General features: G+C 72.0%; 15 protein-coding genes. 5 read left to right on the top strand and 10 right to left on the bottom strand.

What is annotated here, in order from left to right; all coding sequences use genetic code 11:
* Positions 1-53 precede the first annotated feature (53 nt).
* The 4 genes from ABFX50_RS16065 to ABFX50_RS16050 all read right to left on the bottom strand — a co-directional run bounded on the left by ABFX50_RS16065 (position 54) and on the right by ABFX50_RS16050 (position 8451).
* Complete coding sequence (locus tag ABFX50_RS16065; protein WP_346147165.1) at positions 54-2135, bottom strand: ATP-binding protein; 2082 nt, start codon at positions 2133-2135, stop codon at positions 54-56.
* 280 nt (positions 2136-2415) lie between these two features.
* Complete coding sequence (locus tag ABFX50_RS16060) at positions 2416-3264, bottom strand: ABC transporter permease (protein ID WP_346147163.1); 849 nt, start codon at positions 3262-3264, stop codon at positions 2416-2418.
* Positions 3261-5822, bottom strand: a complete 2562-nt coding sequence (locus ABFX50_RS16055) for a CocE/NonD family hydrolase (protein ID WP_346147161.1) — start codon at positions 5820-5822, stop codon at positions 3261-3263. Before ABFX50_RS16055 ends, ABFX50_RS16060 begins: the two co-directional genes overlap by 4 nt.
* A 61-nt stretch (positions 5823-5883) precedes the next feature.
* On the bottom strand, positions 5884-8451 hold the full coding sequence (locus tag ABFX50_RS16050; protein WP_346147159.1) for a helix-turn-helix transcriptional regulator: 2568 nt from the start codon (positions 8449-8451) through the stop codon (positions 5884-5886).
* A 178-nt stretch (positions 8452-8629) separates the two neighbouring features.
* Here ABFX50_RS16050 and ABFX50_RS16045 point away from each other — a divergent pair, with 178 nt between their 5' ends.
* On the top strand, positions 8630-9517 hold the full coding sequence (locus ABFX50_RS16045) for an ABC transporter ATP-binding protein (protein ID WP_346147157.1): 888 nt from the start codon (positions 8630-8632) through the stop codon (positions 9515-9517).
* A complete protein-coding gene (locus tag ABFX50_RS16040) occupies positions 9514-11088 on the top strand; it encodes an ABC transporter permease (protein ID WP_346147155.1) in 1575 nt (524 codons plus the stop codon). The genes ABFX50_RS16045 and ABFX50_RS16040 overlap by 4 nt, the downstream gene beginning before the upstream one ends.
* A 65-nt stretch (positions 11089-11153) precedes the next feature.
* Here ABFX50_RS16040 and ABFX50_RS16035 read toward each other — a convergent pair whose 3' ends face one another.
* Positions 11154-11636, bottom strand: coding sequence for a GNAT family N-acetyltransferase (locus ABFX50_RS16035; RefSeq protein WP_346147153.1), 483 nt, complete (start codon positions 11634-11636; stop codon positions 11154-11156).
* 54 nt (positions 11637-11690) lie between these two features.
* Here ABFX50_RS16035 and ABFX50_RS16030 point away from each other — a divergent pair, with 54 nt between their 5' ends.
* Positions 11691-12815, top strand: a complete 1125-nt coding sequence (locus ABFX50_RS16030; protein ID WP_346147151.1) for a hypothetical protein — start codon at positions 11691-11693, stop codon at positions 12813-12815.
* Here ABFX50_RS16030 and ABFX50_RS16025 read toward each other — a convergent pair.
* Positions 12773-13813 (bottom strand): copper resistance D family protein, encoded by a 1041-nt coding sequence (locus ABFX50_RS16025; RefSeq protein ID WP_346147149.1) that lies wholly within the window; start codon positions 13811-13813, stop codon positions 12773-12775. The two genes, ABFX50_RS16030 and ABFX50_RS16025, sit on opposite strands and share 43 nt — an antisense overlap.
* Positions 13810-14439 (bottom strand): copper resistance CopC family protein, encoded by a 630-nt coding sequence (locus ABFX50_RS16020; RefSeq protein ID WP_346147147.1) that lies wholly within the window; start codon positions 14437-14439, stop codon positions 13810-13812. Before ABFX50_RS16020 ends, ABFX50_RS16025 begins: the two co-directional genes overlap by 4 nt.
* 147 nt (positions 14440-14586) lie before the next feature.
* Here ABFX50_RS16020 and ABFX50_RS16015 point away from each other — a divergent pair, with 147 nt between their 5' ends.
* Entirely contained in the window at positions 14587-15834 is a 1248-nt protein-coding gene (locus ABFX50_RS16015) for an MFS transporter (RefSeq protein WP_346147145.1), read from the top strand.
* A gap of 61 nt (positions 15835-15895) precedes the next feature.
* Positions 15896-16243, top strand: coding sequence for an SbtR family transcriptional regulator (locus tag ABFX50_RS16010; protein WP_346147143.1), 348 nt, complete (start codon positions 15896-15898; stop codon positions 16241-16243).
* A gap of 30 nt (positions 16244-16273) precedes the next feature.
* Here the strand turns inward: ABFX50_RS16010 and ABFX50_RS16005 are convergent, their stop codons facing one another.
* The 3 genes from ABFX50_RS16005 to ABFX50_RS15995 form a co-directional block, all read right to left on the bottom strand.
* On the bottom strand, positions 16274-17098 hold the full coding sequence (locus ABFX50_RS16005; RefSeq protein WP_346147141.1) for a DUF6807 domain-containing protein: 825 nt from the start codon (positions 17096-17098) through the stop codon (positions 16274-16276).
* Positions 17095-18138, bottom strand: coding sequence for a Gfo/Idh/MocA family protein (locus ABFX50_RS16000; protein WP_346147139.1), 1044 nt, complete (start codon positions 18136-18138; stop codon positions 17095-17097). The genes ABFX50_RS16005 and ABFX50_RS16000 overlap by 4 nt, the downstream gene beginning before the upstream one ends.
* 99 nt (positions 18139-18237) lie before the next feature.
* Positions 18238-19254 (bottom strand): LacI family DNA-binding transcriptional regulator, encoded by a 1017-nt coding sequence (locus tag ABFX50_RS15995; protein WP_346147137.1) that lies wholly within the window; start codon positions 19252-19254, stop codon positions 18238-18240.
* Positions 19255-19299: the final 45 nt, after the last annotated feature.

Genomic DNA, 19299 nt, shown 5'->3' with positions numbered 1-19299 from the left:
GTCAGCGTGATAAGAGGCTAAACGGAGGGGTATTTCGGACACAGAGGAAATGATCACACAGGAGCCGGTCCCGCGTCGAGGTCGTCCAGCGCGAGGTTCGTCGCCTCGTCGAGGTCCAGCTTGGAGCCCGCGTCGAAGGCTCGACGGTAGGCCTCCTCGCCGAGAGTCTTCTGGCACTCCTTGACTGCCCTTTCGTGCTCACTTGTCAAGAAGGGAGCGCCCAGCATCGGCAGCCCCGCCGCCCGCCAGTTCTGGTGCAGCGCACCCAGCACCCTGGCCGCCCTGTCGGGCTGGTTCAGGCCCACCATGATGCGCGCCATCGTCTCGAGCACCATCATGCTGCCCACGGTGTCGTGGAAGTGGCGCTTGATCCGCAGGCCCTCCTGGGCGCTCTCCAGCGCCCTGTCCAGCCTGTTGCTGGCCAGCAGCGGCATCGACAGCGCCCAGTAGGCGTAGGAGCTGACCCACAGCTCGCCGCGCTCCTTGCACACCTGCAGGACGTCGACGAGCAACGACTCGGCCTCGTACAGCTCGCCCTGGGTGGTGAGCACGATCGACAGCTCGACGATGGCGGGCAGCAGGCCGGGGTTGAGCTCCTTGTTGCCGGTGTTGAACTCGGTCGCCATGCCCAGCAGCGCGCTGGCCTTCTGCAGGTCGCCCTGGAGCAGCGCGGCCGTGCCCTGCATCTTGGAGGCGAGGATGACCGCGCGTGAGTCGCCGACCAGCACCGCCTCACTGCTGCACTTCTCGGCCGCCTCCAGCGCACCCACGCTGTCGCCCTGGGCGCTGCGCACGTAGGACAGCACCCACAGCGCCTTGCAGCGCTCCTTGCTGGGCTCGGGGTTGGCGCGCAGCGCGCGCTCGAGGTAGACGCGGCCCTCGCGGACGAAGCCGCAGCAGATCCACATGAACCACAGCGACGACAGCAGCTCGAGGGCCATCCGGCTCTCGCCCGGCGTGCGCAGGGCGTGCTCGAGAGCGAGCCTGACGTTGTCGTGCTCCTGGCGCATGCGCACGAACCAATAGATCTGGCGCGGCCCCGACCAGGCGTCCTCACTGCGGCGGGCCAGGCTCAGGTAGTAGGCCAGGTGCTTGTGGCGCAGGCGCTGCGACTCGCCCAGCTTCTCCAGCCACTCCTCGCCGTACTCGGCCAGCGTGTCGATCAGCTTGTAACGCACGCCCGCGTGGTCGCTCCTGATGAGCAGGATCGACTTCTCCACCAGGCCGGTGACCAGGTCGGTGATGTCCTCGGCGGGCAGCCGGTCGTCGGAGCAGACGAACCTGGCCGCGTCGAGCTCGAAGTCGCCTGCGAAGACCGACAGGCGCGCCCACAGCAGCCGCTCGGCGGGCTCGCACAGCTCGTGGCTCCACCCGATGGCCGCGCGCAGCGTCTGGTGGCGCGGCAGCGCCGTACGGCTCGCGCCGGCGAGCAGGCTGAAGCGGTCGGTCAGCAGACCCAGGATCTGCTCGACCGACAGGGCGCGCAGCCGCACCGCCGCCAGCTCGATCGCCAGCGGGATGCCGTCGAGCCTGCGGCACAGCTCGGCCACCGAGCCGATGTTGTGCTCGTCGAGCACGAAGTCGGGCACGACCGCACCCGACCTGGCCGCGAACAGCTGCACCGACTCGTTGGTGAACATGTTCTCGTGCGGGTCCTCGCCGGGCACGGCCAGCGGAGGCACCGGCACCACGTGCTCGTACGGCAGGTGCAGCGACTGGCGGCTGGTGGCCAGCACCTTCAGGTTGGGGTTGGCCTGCAGCAGCTCGTCGATCAGCTCGGCGCAGCCCTCGATGAGGTGCTCGCAGGTGTCGAGGATGAGCAGCATGTTGCGGTTGGCGACCCACTCCGACAGCGACTCGGACTCACCGCGGGCCGACTGGTCGGCCACGCCGAGGGCCGAGGCGATGGTGTTCTTGACCATGCCCGCGTCCTGCAGCCTGGCCAGGTCGGCGAACCAGACGCCGTCCTCGAACTGCCCGCGCACCTGGTGCGCCAGGCGCAGAACCGTTCGCGACTTGCCGACGCCACCGATGCCCGTCACGGTCACCAGATTGGTGTTCTCGTCGGACAAGTGGCGTTTGAGGTTGGCGAGCAGCCTCGTCCGGCCGACGAAGCTCGTGAGCTCCGCCGGCAAATTGCCTTCTCGACGCCAACCTGTCGGGGTGGCCATGGGCAGCCTCACGGGGGGTAGCCGGACACCTTCTCACGCGCGCTCCACTGTACCTCGACAAGCCTTGACTGTCCCTTGTGCCGCACATGTGTGAGGGTGGTGTTTCTCCCTCCGGATAGCATTGTTGCCGTGAGTGAATTTCTACCTGAGCAGACCGCCGACGACACCGACCTCGGCTGGGGAGAGCGCCAGGAGGACGATTCCGACGCTTTCTACCTGGAGAACAAGCCCCCGCACTGGTGAGTCAGCTGACCACGTCCCTGCTCCTGAACCGGCGGAAGGCCAGCGCGAACAGCAATACCGCGTAGGTCACCGACACCGCCGCGCCCTTGGTCATCCCGCCCCAGTCGAGCACCGGCGCCAGCGCGTCCAGCCACGCGGTGTTCCAGAACGTCGGCAGGAACTCCCTGAGCGTCCCGAGCGCCTCCACGGCCTGCAGGATGCTGCTGACGATCACCAGCCCGACCGCCCCTCCCACCGCGCCGAGCGGCGAGTCGGTGACGGTCGACAGCAGGAAGGCCACCGAGGCCACGACGAGCTGGCTGACCAGCGCGTAGCCGATGACGATGCCGAAACGCGGCAGCACGTCGAAGGCCGGGATCGTCTCGCCCGTCCCCGGCACCTGGATGTCGTTCCAGCCGAACACCAGTGTCCCCGCCAGCAGCGCCATCAGCGGCAGGCAGATCACCGCCGCCGCCGAGTAGCCGAGCGCGACGATCAGCTTCTGCCGTAGCAGCCTGTCGCGCGGCACCGGGGCGGCCAGCAGATAGCGCAGCGACGACCAGTTGGCCTCGCTCGCCACGGTGTCGCCGCAGAACAGCGCCACCGCCACCACCAGCAGGAAGCTGGCCGACACCGACAGCGCGAACGCGGCGAAGTTGAGGCCGCTCTGCGTGGCCAGGTCCGACAGTCGCAGGGCGTTCTGCTGGTTCGGGTTCTGCGGGCCGAACTGGAAGGCGATCACCAGGATCCACGGCAGCGCGAGCAGCAGGCCGAACATGACCAGCGTGCGCCGCCGCTTGAACTGCCTGACGATCTCCACGCGGAGCGGCAGCGTCCTGCGCGCGTCGTAACCCGCGGCCGCGGTGCTCATGACTTGTCTCCGATCAGTTCCAGGAACACGTCCTCGAGGCGCGGGCCGTGGCCGTTGTGGCGGGCGGTGGCCAGCAGGTCGGAGACCGGGCCCGTGCTCAGCAGGCGGCCGCGGGTCATGACCACCACGTGGCTGCAGGTCTGCTCGACCTCGGCCAGCATGTGGCTGGAGACGATCACCGTGCGGCCGTCGCGCGCGTAGCGCTTGAGCACCTCGCGCATCTCCCTGATCTGGGGCGGGTCGAGCCCGTTGGTGGGCTCGTCGAGGACGAGCAGGTCGGGCAGGCCGAGCATGGCCTGGGCGATGGCCAGGCGCTGGCGCATGCCCTGGGAGTAGGTGCGCACCGCCCGCTCCAGCGCGGCGCCGAGCCCGGCGATCTCCAACGCCTCCTCCATGTGCGCGTCGGCCGAGGGGCGCCCGGTGGCCTGCCAGTACAGCGTGAGGTTGTCGCGCCCCGACAGGTGCGGCAGGAAGCCAGGCCCCTCGACGAACGAGCCGAGCCTGGAAAGGACGGGCGCCCCTGGGGTCACCTTGTCGCCGAAGATGCGGATCTCGCCGCTGTCGGGGTGGATGAGGCCCATCATCATCCGCATCGTGGTGGTCTTGCCCGCGCCGTTCGGCCCGAGCAGCCCCAGCACCTGGCCCTTCTCCACGCGGAAGGAGAGGTCGTCCACGGCCTTGTCGCCGTTGCGGTAGGCCTTGGTCAGGCCGCTGATCTCCAGCGGCACCTCGGCGTCCACGCGCGGGTCCCCGCCGAGGGCGGCCACGGACGCGTCCGCGCCGACGGCGCCGGGGGAGTGGGCCGTGCCCCTGCCCACGGGACGCCGGCGGCCGGTGGCCAGCAGCAGCGCGGCCACCGCGACGGCGGCGAGCGGCAGCGCCCACGTCCACCACACGGGCCCGGTCGGGGCGGCCTCGAGGGCGGCCACCGTCGGCACCGCCAGCACGGGCGAGGCCAGGCCCACCACGTAGCTCGCGGGCTCGGCGGGCGTGGCGTACCCCATGTCGGTCGTCGTCAGCGCCAGCCGCACCTTGTGGCCCGCCGCGAAGCGGTGGTCGACCGCGGGCAGCGTGATCGTCGCCTCCGCGCTGCCCTTGCCCTCGGGGATCGTGATCCGCACCGGCGCGACCAGCCCTGCGGGCAGCGTCGGCGGGGTGGCGGCGTCGGCCACGTCGTAGAGCTTGGCGAACAGTGTCACCTCGCCCTCTCCCCGCACCCTGACCGTGACGGTGGGCGCCCCCGTGAGCTGCAGCGGGGCCGCCAGCGGCGCCGACTCGAAGAGCGCGCTCTGGCCCTGCATGTCCAGGGAGAGGCTGAGGTTGCCCTGGGCGCCGCTGAGCAGCCCGCCCATCCCCGGCACCGCCGAGATCGAGGCGGGGCTGCCGCCCGGCGGGTTGACGACGTTCTGGTCGGGCCCCGCCAGCTGGATCTGCGCGGTCGAGGTGCCGTTCAGGCCGGGGTAGCGGTCGGCGCCGGGGTGCAGGCGGATGCGCTGCCTGGTGCCGGGGTCGCGGCCGCCGTCCCTGGTGATGACGAAGCGGTCGGCGGTCTCGGTGACGGCGTTCTCGCGCAGGTGGCGGTCGAACCAGCCGAGGGTGAGCTCGTCGAGCCAGTCGACCTCGCCGTTGCCGCCGTCGTGCCCGCCGTCGAACCACACCACCTCGACGGGCGTGCCGGCCGAGGAGATGGCCTTGGCGTTGGCGTCGGCCTGGGCGAGGGTGAACAGCGAGTCGCGCTGTCCCTGGACGAGCAGGGTGGGCGCCTTGATCCGCGCCGCCACGGCGGCGGGGCTCGACTCGCGCAGCAGCGCGATCGCCTCGGGCGTCGCCTTGCCCGTGGCGGCGGCCTGCTGGTACATCTCGCACACGGCGGGCAGGAACCTGCCGCACCTGGCCTCCTGCGCCGACAGCGGTCGCGGCGCCGCGGTGAGCGCGCCCAGCCCCTGGGTCTCCACGCTGGGGCCGCCCCTGCTGAAGAACAGGCCGGCCCACATCTTCTTGAACACGCCGTTGGGGAACAGCGCCTGCGACAGGTCGTTCCAGGTGATCATCGGGACGATCGCGTCGACCCTGGGGTCGTGGGCGGCGGTCATGAGCGCGATCGCGCCGCCGTAGGAGCCGCCCGCGATGCCGACGCGGGGGTCGCCCTGCGCGTCGAGCCGGACCTCTGGCCGCTTGGCCAGCCAGTCGATCAGCTGCTTGACGTCCTTGACCTCGTAGTCGGGGGAGTTGAGCGCGATCTGCCCCGTCGAGCGGCCGAAGCCGCGCGCCGACCAGGTCAGCACCGCGTAACCCTGCCCGGCCAGCCGTACGGCCTGGGCCCTCACGCTCTGCTTGCTGCCGCCGAACCCGTGGGCCAGCAGCACGGCCGGTGCCCTGCCGCCGCCCTCGGGCGCGAAATATGTCGTGTCGAGCTCGACCCGCTGGTCGTTCTCTGGACCGTCCATGACGGCGATCCGCTGCTCCTGGCCCCTGACCTCGGGGGTGGAAGGCCACACCAGCCAGACCACCGCCGCGAGTACGGCCAGCGCCGCGACCAGCGCGGCTGCTCTCTTCATGGGCCGAGCGTACTGAGCAGTCCTGAGAAGCAGCTGAGACGGCCTCGCCTGAGCGGCGGGGTCAGGCGAACAGGCTCAGGCGGGCCAGCTCGGTCCTGTTGGAGACGCCGAGCTTGGGAAAGGCCCGGTAGAGGTGATGGCCGACCGTCTTGGGGCTGAGGAACAGCTGCGCGCCGATCTCCTTGTTCGTGGCGCCCGTCGCGGCCAGCCTGACGATCTGGAGCTCCTGCGGCGTGAGCGCGGCCAGCAGGTCGTCGGCAGGGGGCGCGGCGGCCTCGCCCGCGGCTCGCAGCTCGGCGCGGGCGTGCGCGGCCCACGCCGCCGCCCCCGCCTGCTCGAAGGTCTCGAGCGCGGCCCGCAGCTGGGTCCTGGCCTGGCTCTTCCGTCTGGACCTGCGCAGCCACTCCCCGTACAGGAGCCTGCTCCTGGCCTGCTGGAAGGGCAGTTCTGAGCAGGCCACCGCCTGCTCGAAGTGCTCCTCGGGCTCATCGGCCAGCAGGGCGAGGCAGCGATGCCGTACGGCCCGCGCCCACGGCCGGCCCGACGCCCGCGCCCAGCTCTCGAATCGCGCCACGGGCGCGAGGTGCGGACGGCCCGACCTGACGGCGGCCTCGACCTGGTCGGGCACGAAGTACACCCCGTGCGGACGGTGCGCGAGAAGATCCAGCCGATCGAGCGCCGCCTCGAAGCGCCCCCTGCCGAGGTCGAGCATCGCCTGCGCCCGCCCCGCCCAGTCTCCTTCCCCGCCTGAGCCGTCCCCGCCCGAGTCGTCCCTGCCCGAGCCGTCCCTGCCGGCGTCGCCGGTGCCAGGGCCGGCCTGCGCGAGGTCCTCGCCCCTGAGCGCGGCGGCGAAGGCGAGCAGGCCACGGGCGTGGGAGGCGTGCCGCACCTGCCCGGTGTCCTGCGCGATGCGCAACGCCTCCGTCGCGGTCGTGTCCCTGGTCCGCCCGAGCAGCAGCTCGGTCTCGGCCAGCACGGTCAGGACCCCGGGCAGCCAGCCGATCGCGCCGCGGGAGCGCAGGTCGGCGGCCAGCCTCAGCAGGCTGTCCCGAGCCGAGACCAGATCCCCCGCGAGCAGGTCGAGGGCCGTGGCGCTGATCTGCAGTCCGTCCGCGCCCCCGCGGGGCGGCGCCAGGCCGGCGTGCCGCCTGATCAGGTCGAGGCCGATGCCGGGGTCGCCGGACAGCAGCTCGACCACGCCGGTGACCAAGGCCGCCGGCCCGGCGTCGAGCCGCTCCCTGACGGCGAGCAGCCCGGCGCTGTCGCCGACCGACCAGGCGACCCTGGCCGCCTCGATCAGGAGCTCGGGCCCTGCGTCGAGGAGCAGCCGCCAGGCCGCCTCGGGGGAGCCGTGTTCGAACTCGACGCGGGCGCGCAGCCGTGCCAGCTCGGCCGAGGCGCCGCCGAGCCGGCGGGCCTGGTCGATCAGCGCCGCGGCCCTGTCGCTCTGTCCCGAGTCGGCCGTGAGCGTGGCGGCCGCGGTGAGCCTGCGGACCCTGTCGCGTGTGGCGGGGGTGAGCCTGGCGGCCTGTTCGAGGGCGGCCGCGGCCTCGGCGTACCCCGACACCTGGCCGGCCTGCGCGGCCGTCCGTTCCAGGGCGGCCGCGATCTGCTCGTCGGGTCCTGTGGCCGCCGCGGCCAGGTGCCACGCCCTGCGATGCCCGCCGGTGTCGCGCGCCAGAGCGCGGTGGACGGCGACGCGTTCGGCGAAGGAGGCGCCCTGGTAGGCGGCGGCGCGTACGAGAGGGTGCCTGAAGGCGCCGTCCTCGACCAGCCCTGCCTGTTCGGCGGGGGCCAGCGCGGCGAGGGAGAGCCCGGTGGCCCGCAGCGCGGCGGCCAGATCCTCCGCCGCCATGGCGAGCAGGAGGGTGCGGGTGTCGGGAGGGAGCGCGGTGATCCGCTCCTGGTAGGCCTCCTGGAGCCGGCGCGGCAGCGGCAGTGGCCCAGCGGGCAGGGAGTCCTGATCCATTCGAGGCAGCTCGATCAGCGCCAGGGGGTTGCCGCCCGACTCCTCGACGATCCGGTCGCGCACGTGGTCGCGAAGGCCGGGAGCGTGCTCGAGCAGCACGCTGAGAGCTGCCTGGCGGTCCAGGTCCGCCAGAGGGAGCTGGGGCAGCCCCGCCGCGGCGAGGACGTCGCGCTCCATCGCCCTGGTCGCGAAGATCAGCACGACGCCCTCCGCGTCGAGCCGCCTGGCGGCGAACAGCAGCGCCTCCAGCGAGGCCCTGTCGACCCAGTGCGCGTCGTCCACCAGGCACAGCAGCGGCGCGTGCTCGGCCAGCAGGGTCAGGGTGGCCAGGCCGATGAGGAAGCGGTCCCTGCCCTCGGACCTGGCCAGCCCGAGCGCGCCGCGCAGCGCCTGCGCCTGCGGCTCGGGCAGCGCGTCGAGCCCGCCGAGCAGGGGGCGCAGGAGCTGGTGGAGGGTGGCGAAGGGCAGCTCGCACTCGGTCTCGATGCCGCCGGCTCGCAGCACCCGCAGGCCTCGGCGCTCCCCGGCGGCGTGGTCGAGCAGGGCGGACTTCCCTGTGCCAGGCTCGGCGCGGATCACGAGGGCGGCGCTGCGGCCCTCTCTCGCGCCCTCGATCAACCGGCCGACGCGCTCGCACTCCTTGTCCCGCCCGTGAAGCATGCGTCGCAACCTATCCGGCGAACGCCCGATACGCCGATCCAGGGTCGGCCGGGCCTCCCTTCCAGGTGCGCACTCCGTGGCCGGGCCCGGCTCCGCGGCATTGGGCACATGCCCGATACCTCCGGCCCCGCCTGCTCTCTAGCGTTCTGAGCCGCAAGCACATCCCTCGAGGAGCGATATGAACATCGCCATCTCCGTCCAGGCGCTCCACAAGAGCTTCGGCAGGGCGCACGCGCTCGACGGACTGGACCTGACCGTGCGGACCGGCGAGGTGCACGGCTTCCTCGGCCCGAACGGCGCGGGGAAGTCCACGACCATCCGCATCCTGCTGGGCCTGATGCGAGCCACCTCGGGACGGGTCACGCTGCTCGGCGGCGACCCGTGGAGGCAGGCCACCGAGCTGCACAGGCGGCTGGCCTACGTGCCGGGAGACGTGAACCTGTGGCCTGCGCTGACCGGCGGCGAGGTGATCGACCTGCTCGGCAGGTTGCGCGGAGGGCTCGACGCGTCCCGCCGCGAGGAGTTGCTGGAGCGCTTCGAGCTGGACCCGCGCAAGAAGGCCAAGACCTACTCCAAGGGCAACAGGCAGAAGGTCGCCCTGGTGGCCGCGTTCGCCTCCGACGCCGAACTGCTCATCCTCGACGAGCCGACCTCCGGGCTCGACCCGCTGATGGAGTCGGTCTTCCAGCAGTGCGTGGTGGAGGAGAAGCGGCGAGGCAGGACCGTGCTGCTGTCCAGCCACATCCTGTCGGAGGTCGAGTCCCTGTGCGACAGGGTGAGCATCATCCGCGCGGGCCGCACCGTGGAGTCCGGCACGCTGGCCGAGCTGCGCCACCTCACCATGACGCGGATCACCGCCGAGCTCGCGGGGCCCGTTCCTGAGCTGCCGTGGGCGGGCGGCCTGGTCACCGAGGGACGCCGCGTCACCTTCCAGGTCGCCGACCACGACCTGGACAAGGCCGTGCGCCGCCTGTCCGAGACCGGGATCGTCGCCCTGACCAGCCAGCCGCCCTCCCTCGAGGACCTGTTCATGCGTCACTACGAATCCGAGAAGAGCGCCCGATGACGACAGGGACCTGGAGGCTGACCGCCCTGGTCATCCGCCGTGAGCGGCTGATCGCCCCCTTCTGGATGGCGCTGCTGGCCGTACTCGCCGCCGGGCAGGCAGGCCGCTACGCGCAGAGCTTCCCCACCGCGCACTCGATCGCCGACTTCGCCCGCGAGATGGCGGCCAACAGGGCGCTGACCGCCTTCGCGGGCGAGGTCCACTCGCCCACGGTCGCGGGCATGGCGGTCTGGAAGAACGCCGACGCCATCTACACCGTCCTGGCCCTGATCGCGATCCTCACCATCGTCCGCCACACCCGCGGAGAGGAGGAGTCCGGCCGCGCCGAGCTGGTCGGCGCGGGCGTCATCGGCCGCTTCGCGCCGTTGACCGCCGCCCTGGTCTTCACCGCGGGCGCGATGGTGGCGACCGGGCTGATCTGCGCGCTCGCCATGATCTCCACGGGCTTCGACGTCACGGGGTCGCTGTGCTTCGGCGCCGCGATCACCGCGGCAGGGCTGGTCTTCACCGGCGTCGGCGCGCTGGCCGCGCAGCTCACCGAGGGCGCCCGCGCGGCGATCGGCCTGGCGGCCCTCGTCCTCGGCGTCAGCTACCTGGTGCGCTTCACCGCCGACGGCAGCGGCCTGACCTGGCTCAAGTGGCTGTCACCCCAGGGCTGGAGCCACCTGGTCAGGCCCTACGGTGACGACAACTGGGCGGCGCTGCTGCCCGCCCTGGCGCTCGCCGCGCTGACCGCCGCCCTCGCCTACCTGCTGGCCGGTCGCCGTGACCTCGGGCACGGCCTCATCCCCCAGCGCCCAGGCCCGGCGGGATCGGCACGGCTGCGCAGCCCCCTGTCCCTGGCCTGGCGCCTGCACAGGGGACTGCTGGCCGGCTGGAGCGTCGGCTACGCCTTGGCCGGGCTGGTCCTGGGCGCTCTGGCGCGCTCCATCCCGGAGGTGTCCAGGCAGGGCGCCTCGGTCCAGGAGTTCCTGCGCCGCTACACCGCCTCGCCCGAGGCGTCGATGACCGACGCCTACCTGTGGCTGATCGCCCTCAGCCTCGGTTACGTCGCCGCCCTCTACCCCCTGCTGGCCCTGCTGCGGCTGCGCAAGGAGGAACTCGAGGGCCGCGCCGAGCTGCTGCTCGCCACGCCGGTCAGCCGGCTGCGCTGGGCGGGCGGCCACCTGTTTCTCGCCCTCGCGGGCAGCGCCCTCATCCTGGCGGTCGCGGGCCTGACGCTGGGGCTGGCCGCCGGTGACCCGCTCGGCGTGCTGGGCGGGACGCTCGTGCAGATCCCCGCGGTCTGGGTGCTCGCGGGGGTCGGCGTGCTGGCCTTCGGCCTGCTGCCCAGGGCGGCGGCAGGGATCAGCTGGGCGGCCTTCCTGTTCGTCAACCTCTTCGGCGAGGTGCTCGGGCCGATCATGGGCATCGACTACTGGATCGCCAAGTACGTCGTGCCCTTCCCCAACCTGCCGATGGTCCTGTCCGGCGAGGAGTTCGGCGCAGGCCCCCTCCTGGTCATGACCGTGATCACGATCGCCTGCTCGGCCGCGGGGCTCACCGCGCTGAAGCGCAGGGCGCTCGTCTGAGATCAGGAGACGGCGGGACAGGCGGGGCGACCCTGTCCCGCCGTACCGGCGTGCGCGGGGAGGCGCTAGTGGCCGCGGGCGGCCAGGACGTAGTGGATCTCCTCCAGGCCGTCCTCCACCTTCGCCCGGCCTGAGGCGGTGAAGCCGAAGCGCTCGTAGAAGCGCCGGGCGCGCGGATTGCCCGTCAGGACCCACAGGCCGACCGTCTGGTGCGGGGGGATGTCCGCCACCGTGGCCGTCATCAGGGCGCGGCCCTGCCCTGTGGACAGATGGCCGGGCAGGACGTAGATCGCGTAGACCTCCGCGTCGGAGAACTCGTCGCGGCTGTCGCCGTACATGCTGAACCCGACCACCTCGCCGCCGGACTCGGCCACGATCGCGCGGGTGCGGCCCGAGGCGAGCGCCTGGCGCCGCAGGGCGACGTTGGGCTCGGTGACCGCCAGCCCGTCGAGGTGGTCGTCGTCGATCACGCCCCTGTAGGCGAACTTCCATGTGGCGATCCTGACGCCCTCGATGGCCTCTGCGTCGTCGGGAGTGGCTGTGCGCATGGGGAAATCATGCCTGATTGCGGAGAAGGTAAAGGCCAGGCATGATGTGCTGGCGTGAGAATACGAGCAGCTGTCGAGTGGGCCCTGCCCTACTGGACCCGCGGGCAGGCCGGCCGCGAGACACCACCCGAACTTTTCAAGATCCTTTACTACGGGTGGCTGCTGGCATTCGCCCTGAAGGTGCTGGGCTCCTCATGGGACGTCTCCTGGCACTTCAAGTGGCTGCGTGACGACCTGGCCCCTCCGCATCTGCTCAACTCGGCGGGCACGGCCATCGTGCTGGCGCTGACCATCATCCACGGCTACACCGGTTACGGCGTGGACAGGACCGCGCTGCGGCTGATCCAGTGGGGCACCGGCGTCTTCCTGGTCGCGGTGCCGCTCGACCTGATCAACCACCGCGTCAACGGGCTCGACATCACCTCGTGGAGCCCGTCGCACATCATGCTCTACCTGGGAACCTTCTTCATGATCGCGGGCGTGATCCGCGGCTGGTACCAGGGCTCGGGCGGCAAGCTCGTGCTCGGCGCGCTGTTCGTCTACTTCCTGGAGAACATCCTCTTCCCCGCCCAGCACCAGGAGTACGGCGTCTTCGCCATCGCCGCGTGGGACAGGGGCGCGCCCGAGGCCGAGCCGATCCTCATGCAGTTCGCCGCCGACCAGATGGGGCGCGCTGTGGACCGTGACATGATGGTCGCCTTCTCGCTGCCGGTGCCCGACTTCCTCTACCCGGTCTACTTCACCGTCGCGGGTCTGATCGTGCTGGCGGTGGCGCGCATGATGGTCGGCAGGTTCGGCACCGCGACGCTGGTGGCCACCGTGCTGGTCGCCTACCGTGCCGCGATCTGGCCGCTGCTCAGCGTCACCGGCTTCCCCGAGTCCGCGGTGCCGTTCTTCCTGATCATCGCGGCCGTCGCGGTGGACGTCGCCTTCCTGGTCAGGCTCCCGTACCTGCGGGCCGTGCTCGGCTCCGCGCTGGCGACCATCGCCGTGTACGGCTCGCTGGTCGTCCAGCACGCGCTGCTGGCCGCGCCGCCCCTGGCCCCCTCCTCGGCGGTGTGGGCCGCCTCGGGGCTGGCCATCGCCTGGCTGGCCATGGAGTGGTTCGTGACCAGGTTCGGGCTGCGCGCCGCCGATCAGCCGATCGGGGCGCGGGTCAGCGCGACCGCCACGCCGTAGGCCAGTCCCATCACGACGAGCTCCATCGCCGCCCAGGCCGCGATGGAGCTCTTGCGTCGGGCGGCGATGCCCGGCATGAGCCGCCACCTGATGTTGGCGGCGAGCGGGATCAGCAGGGCCACCAGCGCCATCTTGGCCAGCACGAGCAGGCCGTACTCGGAGGCGACCAGGTCGCCAGGCAGTTCGACGCCGGTGGTGAGCGCCATCGTGGAAAGGCCGCTGACCAGGCCCGACAGCGACACCAGGGCCAGCGAGATGGTGGCGACCTTGGAGAACTTCGGCAGCGCGAGGGCCAGCAGGTCGCCGCGGGGCGCGACCATGGCCGCCACCGCCAGCAGCCCGCCGGTCCAGACGGCCGCGCCCATCACGTGCAGCTCCATCGAGATCATGATCGGGTCGTGCCAGACGGAGTCGACCGCGTGCCCCGTCACCGGCACGGGCAACAGGCCGAACAGCGCGATCACGATCCGCAGCTCGGCGGGCACCTTCTCGCCGAACCTGACGGCCAGCAGCCCGATGCCGGCGTAGGCCAGCGCGCAGGCGGTGCTGAACAACAGGCCCTGGCCCGCGCCCACGGTGCCGACGTAGGTGGCGATCATGCCGAGGCTCGGGACCACGCCCGGGTTCAGCTCGGCGGTGTAGAAGACGATCGTGACCAGGGCGGTGATCGCCCAGATCCACGCCGCGGTGACCGCGTGGGCCCTGGCCCTGCTCATGACGGGCTCGGTGGAGCCGGGGTCGTCGAAGCCCAGCAACTTGGGGAGCAGGCTGAGGCCCACCACCACGGCGGCGGCCAGGTCGAGCAGGACCCTGACGATCGGCAGGCCGTACTCGACGAGGGGGCCTGGCATCGGGATGCCTGGGACGGCCTCCTCCGCGGTGAGCGTGCTGGCCACGACCACGGACACGACGGCGGCCAGGATCAGGGCGCCCAGGATCAGGCCGCCCGGCATCCGCGCGCCCGCCCTTGCGACGGGCCTGACCTCGGTGACGGTCATTCGGCGGCGTCCCTGTGCGGCGAGACGGCCGTCTCGTGGCCGGGGGAGCGCTCTGCCGCCTCGGGCGCGGGGGAGGGGGCGGGGCCTGCGCGGCGCAGTGCGACGACCGTGCCGCCGCCCAGCAGGACCAGCGCGCCGACCACCCACACGATGGCCATGCCTGCGCCGCCGTTCGCGGCCGCCTCCGAGGCCTGGGCGCTGAGGTCGGCGGCCTGCGCGGACGGCTGCGCCGCCGGGGCCTCGGAGGAGGCGGCGCCGGTGCCCGCGACCGCGAGGGCGAACGTCACCTTGCCGGAGACGGGGTGCCCGTCGGCCGACAGGATCCGGTAGCCGATCACGTAGTCGCCCGCGGGGCCGAGCGGCCTCAGCTTCGTGACGACCTTGACGCCGCTCACCGACGCCTTGGCCGCCTCCCACCTGCCACCGTCCGGCCCCGTCACGGTGACCTGCGCGAAGCCCTGCCGTACCGGCTGGTCGAACTCGAGGGTGACCTGTTCGGGCGCGGCCTGGAGCCGCGCCCCCTCCTTGGGGTCGCTCCCGGTCAGCACGTTGTGCGCCTGGGCGGGCGTGACCGCCAGACCCAGCGCGGCACACGCGAGCAGCAGGACCGTGACTAGCCGCCTCACCGATCATGACCTTCCGTAGAACCGCTTTGACCAAGACATGGTCCCACTGGTCACCACCCGCCGTGCTCACAGGTGTGGCCGAGATGATCCTCAGGGCGTAGCATGCGGCGCACCGCGAGTCCCCCCATCGTCCCGCGCGGAGGCCGGATGAGCAGCGTCTCCCCACCCATCTCCGGCGACGCCCTCGCCGAGCCCGTGCGCAGGGTGGGTCCCTGGTGGGTCGCGGGCATCGCGACCGCCAACCTGGCCCTGTTCGTCGGCTACTTCGCCCCCTTGCAGGTGCTGCTGCCCGAGCAGATCGCCGTGCTCGCCCCCGAAGGCAAGGAGAGCGCCCTGGCCTGGGTGACGGGTGCGGGCGCGCTCGTGGCGATGCTGGCCAACCCGGTCGCCGGCGCGCTGTCGGACCGCACCACGGGCAGGTGGGGCCGCAGGCATCCGTGGACGCTGGCGGGCGCGCTGGGCGGCGGCGCGGCGATGGTGTTCCTCTCCTTCCAGACCAGCGTGCTCGGCATCGCCGTCGGCTGGTGCCTGGCGCAGGCCGCGCTCAACGCCACGCAGGCGGCGCTGAGCGCGGGCGTGCCCGACCGCGTGCCCGTGGGGCAGCGCGGCGAGGTCTCCGGCTGGATCGGGGTCCCCCAGTCGGTCGGCGTGGTGCTGGCCGTCGTGCTGGTCACCGTCGTCGCCTCCACGACCAGGTCCGGCTACCTCCTGGTCGGCGCGGTGGTGGCGGTGCTGGTGCTGCCCTTCGTGCTGACGACCAGGGACCCCAGGCTGACCGAGCGCCCGCCGTTCGACCCGGGGCAGCTGTGGGTGAGGTCGGCCGACTTCTTCTGGGCGTGGATCACTCGCTTCCTGATGATGCTGGGCAACGCGATCTCCACGCTCTACCTGCTGTACTTCCTCACCGACGAGGTCGGCTACGAGAGGCTGTTCCCCGGCGAGAAGGCCAGCGACGGGCTGCTGGTGCTGATCCTGCTCTACACGGGCGCCGTGGTGCTCACCACGGTCGCGGCGGGGGTGGTCTCCGACCGGCTCGGCAGGCGCAGGCTGCTGGTCACCGTCTCGGGGCTGATCAGCGCGGTCCCGGCGCTCATGCTGGCGTTCTGGCCGCAGTGGCCGGTGGTCATGGCCGCAGCGGTGGTCCTCGGGCTCGGCTTCGGCGTCTATCTCTCGGTCGACAACGCGCTGGTCACCCAGGTGCTGCCCACCGCGAGCGGCAGGGCCAAGGACCTGGGCGTCATCAACGTCGCCAACTCGGGGCCCCAGGTGCTCGGCCCGGTGATCGCGGGGCCGATCGTCGCGGGCCTCGGCGGCTACCCCGTCCTGTACCTGACCGCGGGGGGTCTGGCGCTGCTGGGCGCGGCCCTGGTGTGGAAGATCCGCGGCGTGCCCTGACGGCTCATCACGCGAAGTCGGCCGCGTGGTCGGCGAGGTAGTCGGCCAGCGACCTGGGCGCGTGTCCCGTGAGGTCCTCGACCGTGCTGGTGATCTTCGACCAGGAGCCGACCTGCCCCAGGAGCTCTTCGACGCCATGCCGGAGTTCACCAGGGTGAAGGCGGGCATGGTCGGGCGGCTCGACGCGCTCGTGGCCGCGGCGCAGGAGCGGGGCGACATGCGGGCCGACGTCGGCGTGGCCGACGTGATGAGACTGCTGAGCCCGTTCACCTGTCACGCCGACCTGCCGCAGGAGCGCGCGGCCCACTACCTGCTCGTCATGCTCGACGGCATGGAGAAGAGGCCAGACGGCGCGGGGAAGAGGCCCGACGGGGCGAGGGGCGGGCTCGACGGCGCGCAGGAGATATGAGGGCCCGGTCCTGAGGGCCGGGCCCTGAGGTCACAGGGTGTCGAGGCGCTCCCTGGACCACGCGCCGTTGCCGATGACGACGCGGTAGCTGAGCGACAGCGTCTCGCCGGCCGCCAGGCGCACCTCTTCGGAGAAGGCGATCGACGGGTTGACCGCGGCGAACGGCTCGGAGCGCACGAACCACCTCTGGCCGGGCTCGGAGACGAAGACCAGCGTGGAGTCCCTGTCCACCTCGTCGTGCCTGCCGACGAAGGCCAGCCACGAGGCGGTCCTGCCCATCATCTCCTCGCCGCCCTGGCCGCCGGAGGCCAGCACCCGGCCGCCGGTGAAGGCGCGGGGGCCGCGCCAGAACAGGCCGGTGTAGCCGGCCATCGGCCTGCCGTTGGTGGTCGGGCTGCCGAACAGCAGGTCCTCGCCGCGCACGTTGGTCAGCTCGGTGGCGAACTCCAGCGTCCAGAAGTCCTCGCCCGCCGAGGTGGCGATCGTGCGCCGCTCGTCCACCCAGTGCTCGCCCGCCTGCGTCCACCACGTCAGCCGCTCGACGCCGGGCTCCAGCCACTCCTCGTGACGCATGGAGCCGTTGTTCGGCAGCTCCACGTAGCCGCCCTCGGCGTGGACGTAGCTGCCGCCGCCCCAGAAGTTCTGCCCCGACAGCCACGAGGCCGTCATCTGCAGGCCCTTGTGCCAGCGGTGGTCGTGCGGCCGGTAACCGGTCACGACGTCGCCGTCCAGCGTGCGCAGCGGGTGGAAGTACGGTTTGGGTGACTCGAAGAGCGGCATGTCGGGACGGTAGACGTAGCGCATGACCTCGACGCCGTCGAAGGTCTCGACCAGCTCGCTTCCTGTGTCCTTCACAGCGAGAGTCCTCCGTTCAGCCGGTGGTAGAAGGGACTGTCGGGGGTCAGCTCGGCGCGCAGGACGGGAGCGCCGGTCAGCGCCGAGGCGTACAGGCCCGTCACCAGCTCCATGGTCCTGCGGGCCTCGACGCCGCTGACAGGAGGGCGCTCGCCGCGCTCGAAGGCGTCGAGCAGCTCGCCGAGCTGGGCGGCGTGCGAGCTCGGCACGTCCTGGGGCGGGTTCCAGGCCTGCGAGGTCGAGCTCCAGTCGGCGTTGGCGTAGCCGTACAGGTGCCGCAGCTCCACCGTCGCCTGGGCGAAGTCGAAGCGCAGGTAGCTCTGCTCGCGCGGCGACAGCACGCTGTTGACCACGCTGGCCATCGCGCCGCTGGAGAAGCGGACCATGGCCATGGAGACGTCCTCGGTCTCCACGTCGCGGTCGAGCCGCCCCGCCATCGCCCTGATCTCCTCCCACTCGCCGAGGATGGAGAGCATCATGTCCATCTGGTGGATGCCGTGGCCCATCGTGGGGCCGCCGCCCTCGCTGGCCCACGTGCCACGCCACGGCACCTCGTAGTAGGCCGGCGGGCGGTACCAGCTGGTCTCGCACAGCGCGACCAGCGGGCGCCCGAGAACGCCCTCGGCCATCAGCGAGCGCAGGTGGTGGGCGCCCGACCCGAAGCGGTGCTGGAAGACCACGGAGGAGTACGGCCCCGCCGCCCCCTCCGCCGCGGCGATGGCGTCGAACTCGGCCAGCGACAGGCACAACGGCTTCTCGCACCACACCCACGCCCCCGCCTCCAGGCACTCCACCACCTGGGCGGTGTGCGTGAAGGGCGGCGTGCAGATGTGGACGAGGTCGGGCCGCTCCTTGTCGAGCATGTCGGTGAGGGAGGTGTAGGCGGCGGGGATGTCGTGCTCGGCGGCGAACGCCTTGGCCCTGTCCTCGTCCACGTCCACGGCGGCGACGATCCGCGCCCTGCGGGACTCACCGCGCAGGGCGGGGATGTGACAGGTTCCGGCGATTCCTCCACTGCCGACAATGGCGACACGGATCATTTCTGGGGGGATCCCTCCGTTAGGCAAGCGCTTTCCCGACCCTAGGCCGGAGGGAGGGGATGTTCAAGGCCCCGGCCTGAACGCGCCCGGAACCAGAGGTCAGGAGGGGCGGGGCGGGGCGGTGCTCTCGCGCACCACCAGCTCGGTGGCCAGCTCCACCCGCCGGGTCTCGGGCTGCTCGCCCCGCCCCATCGACAGCACCGTCCTGGTCGCCAGCGCGGCCATCTCCTGCAGCGGCTGCCGCACCGTCGTGAGCGGGGGCCAGGCCGACCTCGACAGCGGCAGGTCGTCGAAGCCCACCACCGACAGGTCCTCAGGCACCCGCAGGCCCCGCTGCCTGGCCGCCTCGAAGACGCCGAAGGCCTGCAGGTCGCTGCCGGCGAAGATGGCGGTGGGCGGCTGCTCCAGCGACAGCAGCGCGTGCCCCTGGTCGTGCCCGGAGTCGACGAGGAAGGTGCCGCGCCTGATCAGCTCGGGCGCGGACGGCACGCCCGCGGTCTCGAGCGCGGCCCTGTAGCCGTCGATCCTGGCCTGGCTGCACAGCATGTCGGCGGGCCCGCTGATCATGCCGATGCGCCGGTGGCCGAGCTCCAGCAGGTGGCGCGTGGCGGCCAGCCCGCCGTTCCAGTTCGTCGCGCCGACGGAGGCCACCCCCGGCGCGGGCTCGCCCTCGGGGTCGACCACGACGAACGGCAGGGAGCGGGCGCTCAACTGGGCCTGCACCCCCGTCGACAGGCGCGAGGCGACGATGACGACCCCGTCGGTACGGCGGCCGGCCAGCCGCTCCATCCAGTCGGGCCCGGGGCCGGCGTGGGTGTGCAGCACCGAGATGACGACGCTGGCGCCCGCCTCGTGCGCGGCCGACTCCGCGCCGCGCACGATCTCCATCGCCCACGGGCTCTCGATCTCGGCGAAGACCAGGTCGACCAGGCCCGCGCGGCCCTCGTCCTGGCTGACCCTGCGCTGGTAGCCGTGCTTGTGCAGCAGCCGCTCGACCCTGCGCCTGGTCTCGGCGGCCACCTCGGGCCTGCCGTTGATCACCTTGGACACCGTGGGGATCGAAACCCCTGCCTCCTCGGCTATCAGGGCGATCGTCACCCGCCTCTTCACTGGCATGTCCGGGAGTGTAACCGAAACTTTCGGCGACGATCCTCGCCTATT

The organism is Nonomuraea recticatena (genome assembly GCF_039533245.1).
In the GTDB taxonomy this organism is placed as follows: domain Bacteria; phylum Actinomycetota; class Actinomycetes; order Streptosporangiales; family Streptosporangiaceae; genus Nonomuraea; species Nonomuraea roseola.
This window is presented reverse-complemented; position numbering and strand designations above follow the sequence as displayed.

What these genes read in the sequence shown, in the direction of transcription:
- ABFX50_RS16060 (WP_346147163.1), bottom strand. Translation starts at nt 3,264, where the DNA reads ATGAGCACCGCGGCCGCGGGTTACGACGCGCGCAGGACGCTGCCGCTC.
- ABFX50_RS16055 (WP_346147161.1), bottom strand. Translation starts at nt 5,822, where the DNA reads ATGAAGAGAGCAGCCGCGCTGGTCGCGGCGCTGGCCGTACTCGCGGCG.
- ABFX50_RS16050 (WP_346147159.1), bottom strand. Translation starts at nt 8,451, where the DNA reads ATGCTTCACGGGCGGGACAAGGAGTGCGAGCGCGTCGGCCGGTTGATC.
- ABFX50_RS16045 (WP_346147157.1), top strand. Translation starts at nt 8,630, where the DNA reads ATGAACATCGCCATCTCCGTCCAGGCGCTCCACAAGAGCTTCGGCAGG.
- ABFX50_RS16040 (WP_346147155.1), top strand. Translation starts at nt 9,514, where the DNA reads ATGACGACAGGGACCTGGAGGCTGACCGCCCTGGTCATCCGCCGTGAG.
- ABFX50_RS16035 (WP_346147153.1), bottom strand. Translation starts at nt 11,636, where the DNA reads ATGCGCACAGCCACTCCCGACGACGCAGAGGCCATCGAGGGCGTCAGG.
- ABFX50_RS16025 (WP_346147149.1), bottom strand. Translation starts at nt 13,813, where the DNA reads ATGACCGTCACCGAGGTCAGGCCCGTCGCAAGGGCGGGCGCGCGGATG.
- ABFX50_RS16015 (WP_346147145.1), top strand. Translation starts at nt 14,587, where the DNA reads ATGAGCAGCGTCTCCCCACCCATCTCCGGCGACGCCCTCGCCGAGCCC.
- ABFX50_RS16000 (WP_346147139.1), bottom strand. Translation starts at nt 18,138, where the DNA reads ATGATCCGTGTCGCCATTGTCGGCAGTGGAGGAATCGCCGGAACCTGT.
- ABFX50_RS15995 (WP_346147137.1), bottom strand. Translation starts at nt 19,254, where the DNA reads ATGCCAGTGAAGAGGCGGGTGACGATCGCCCTGATAGCCGAGGAGGCA.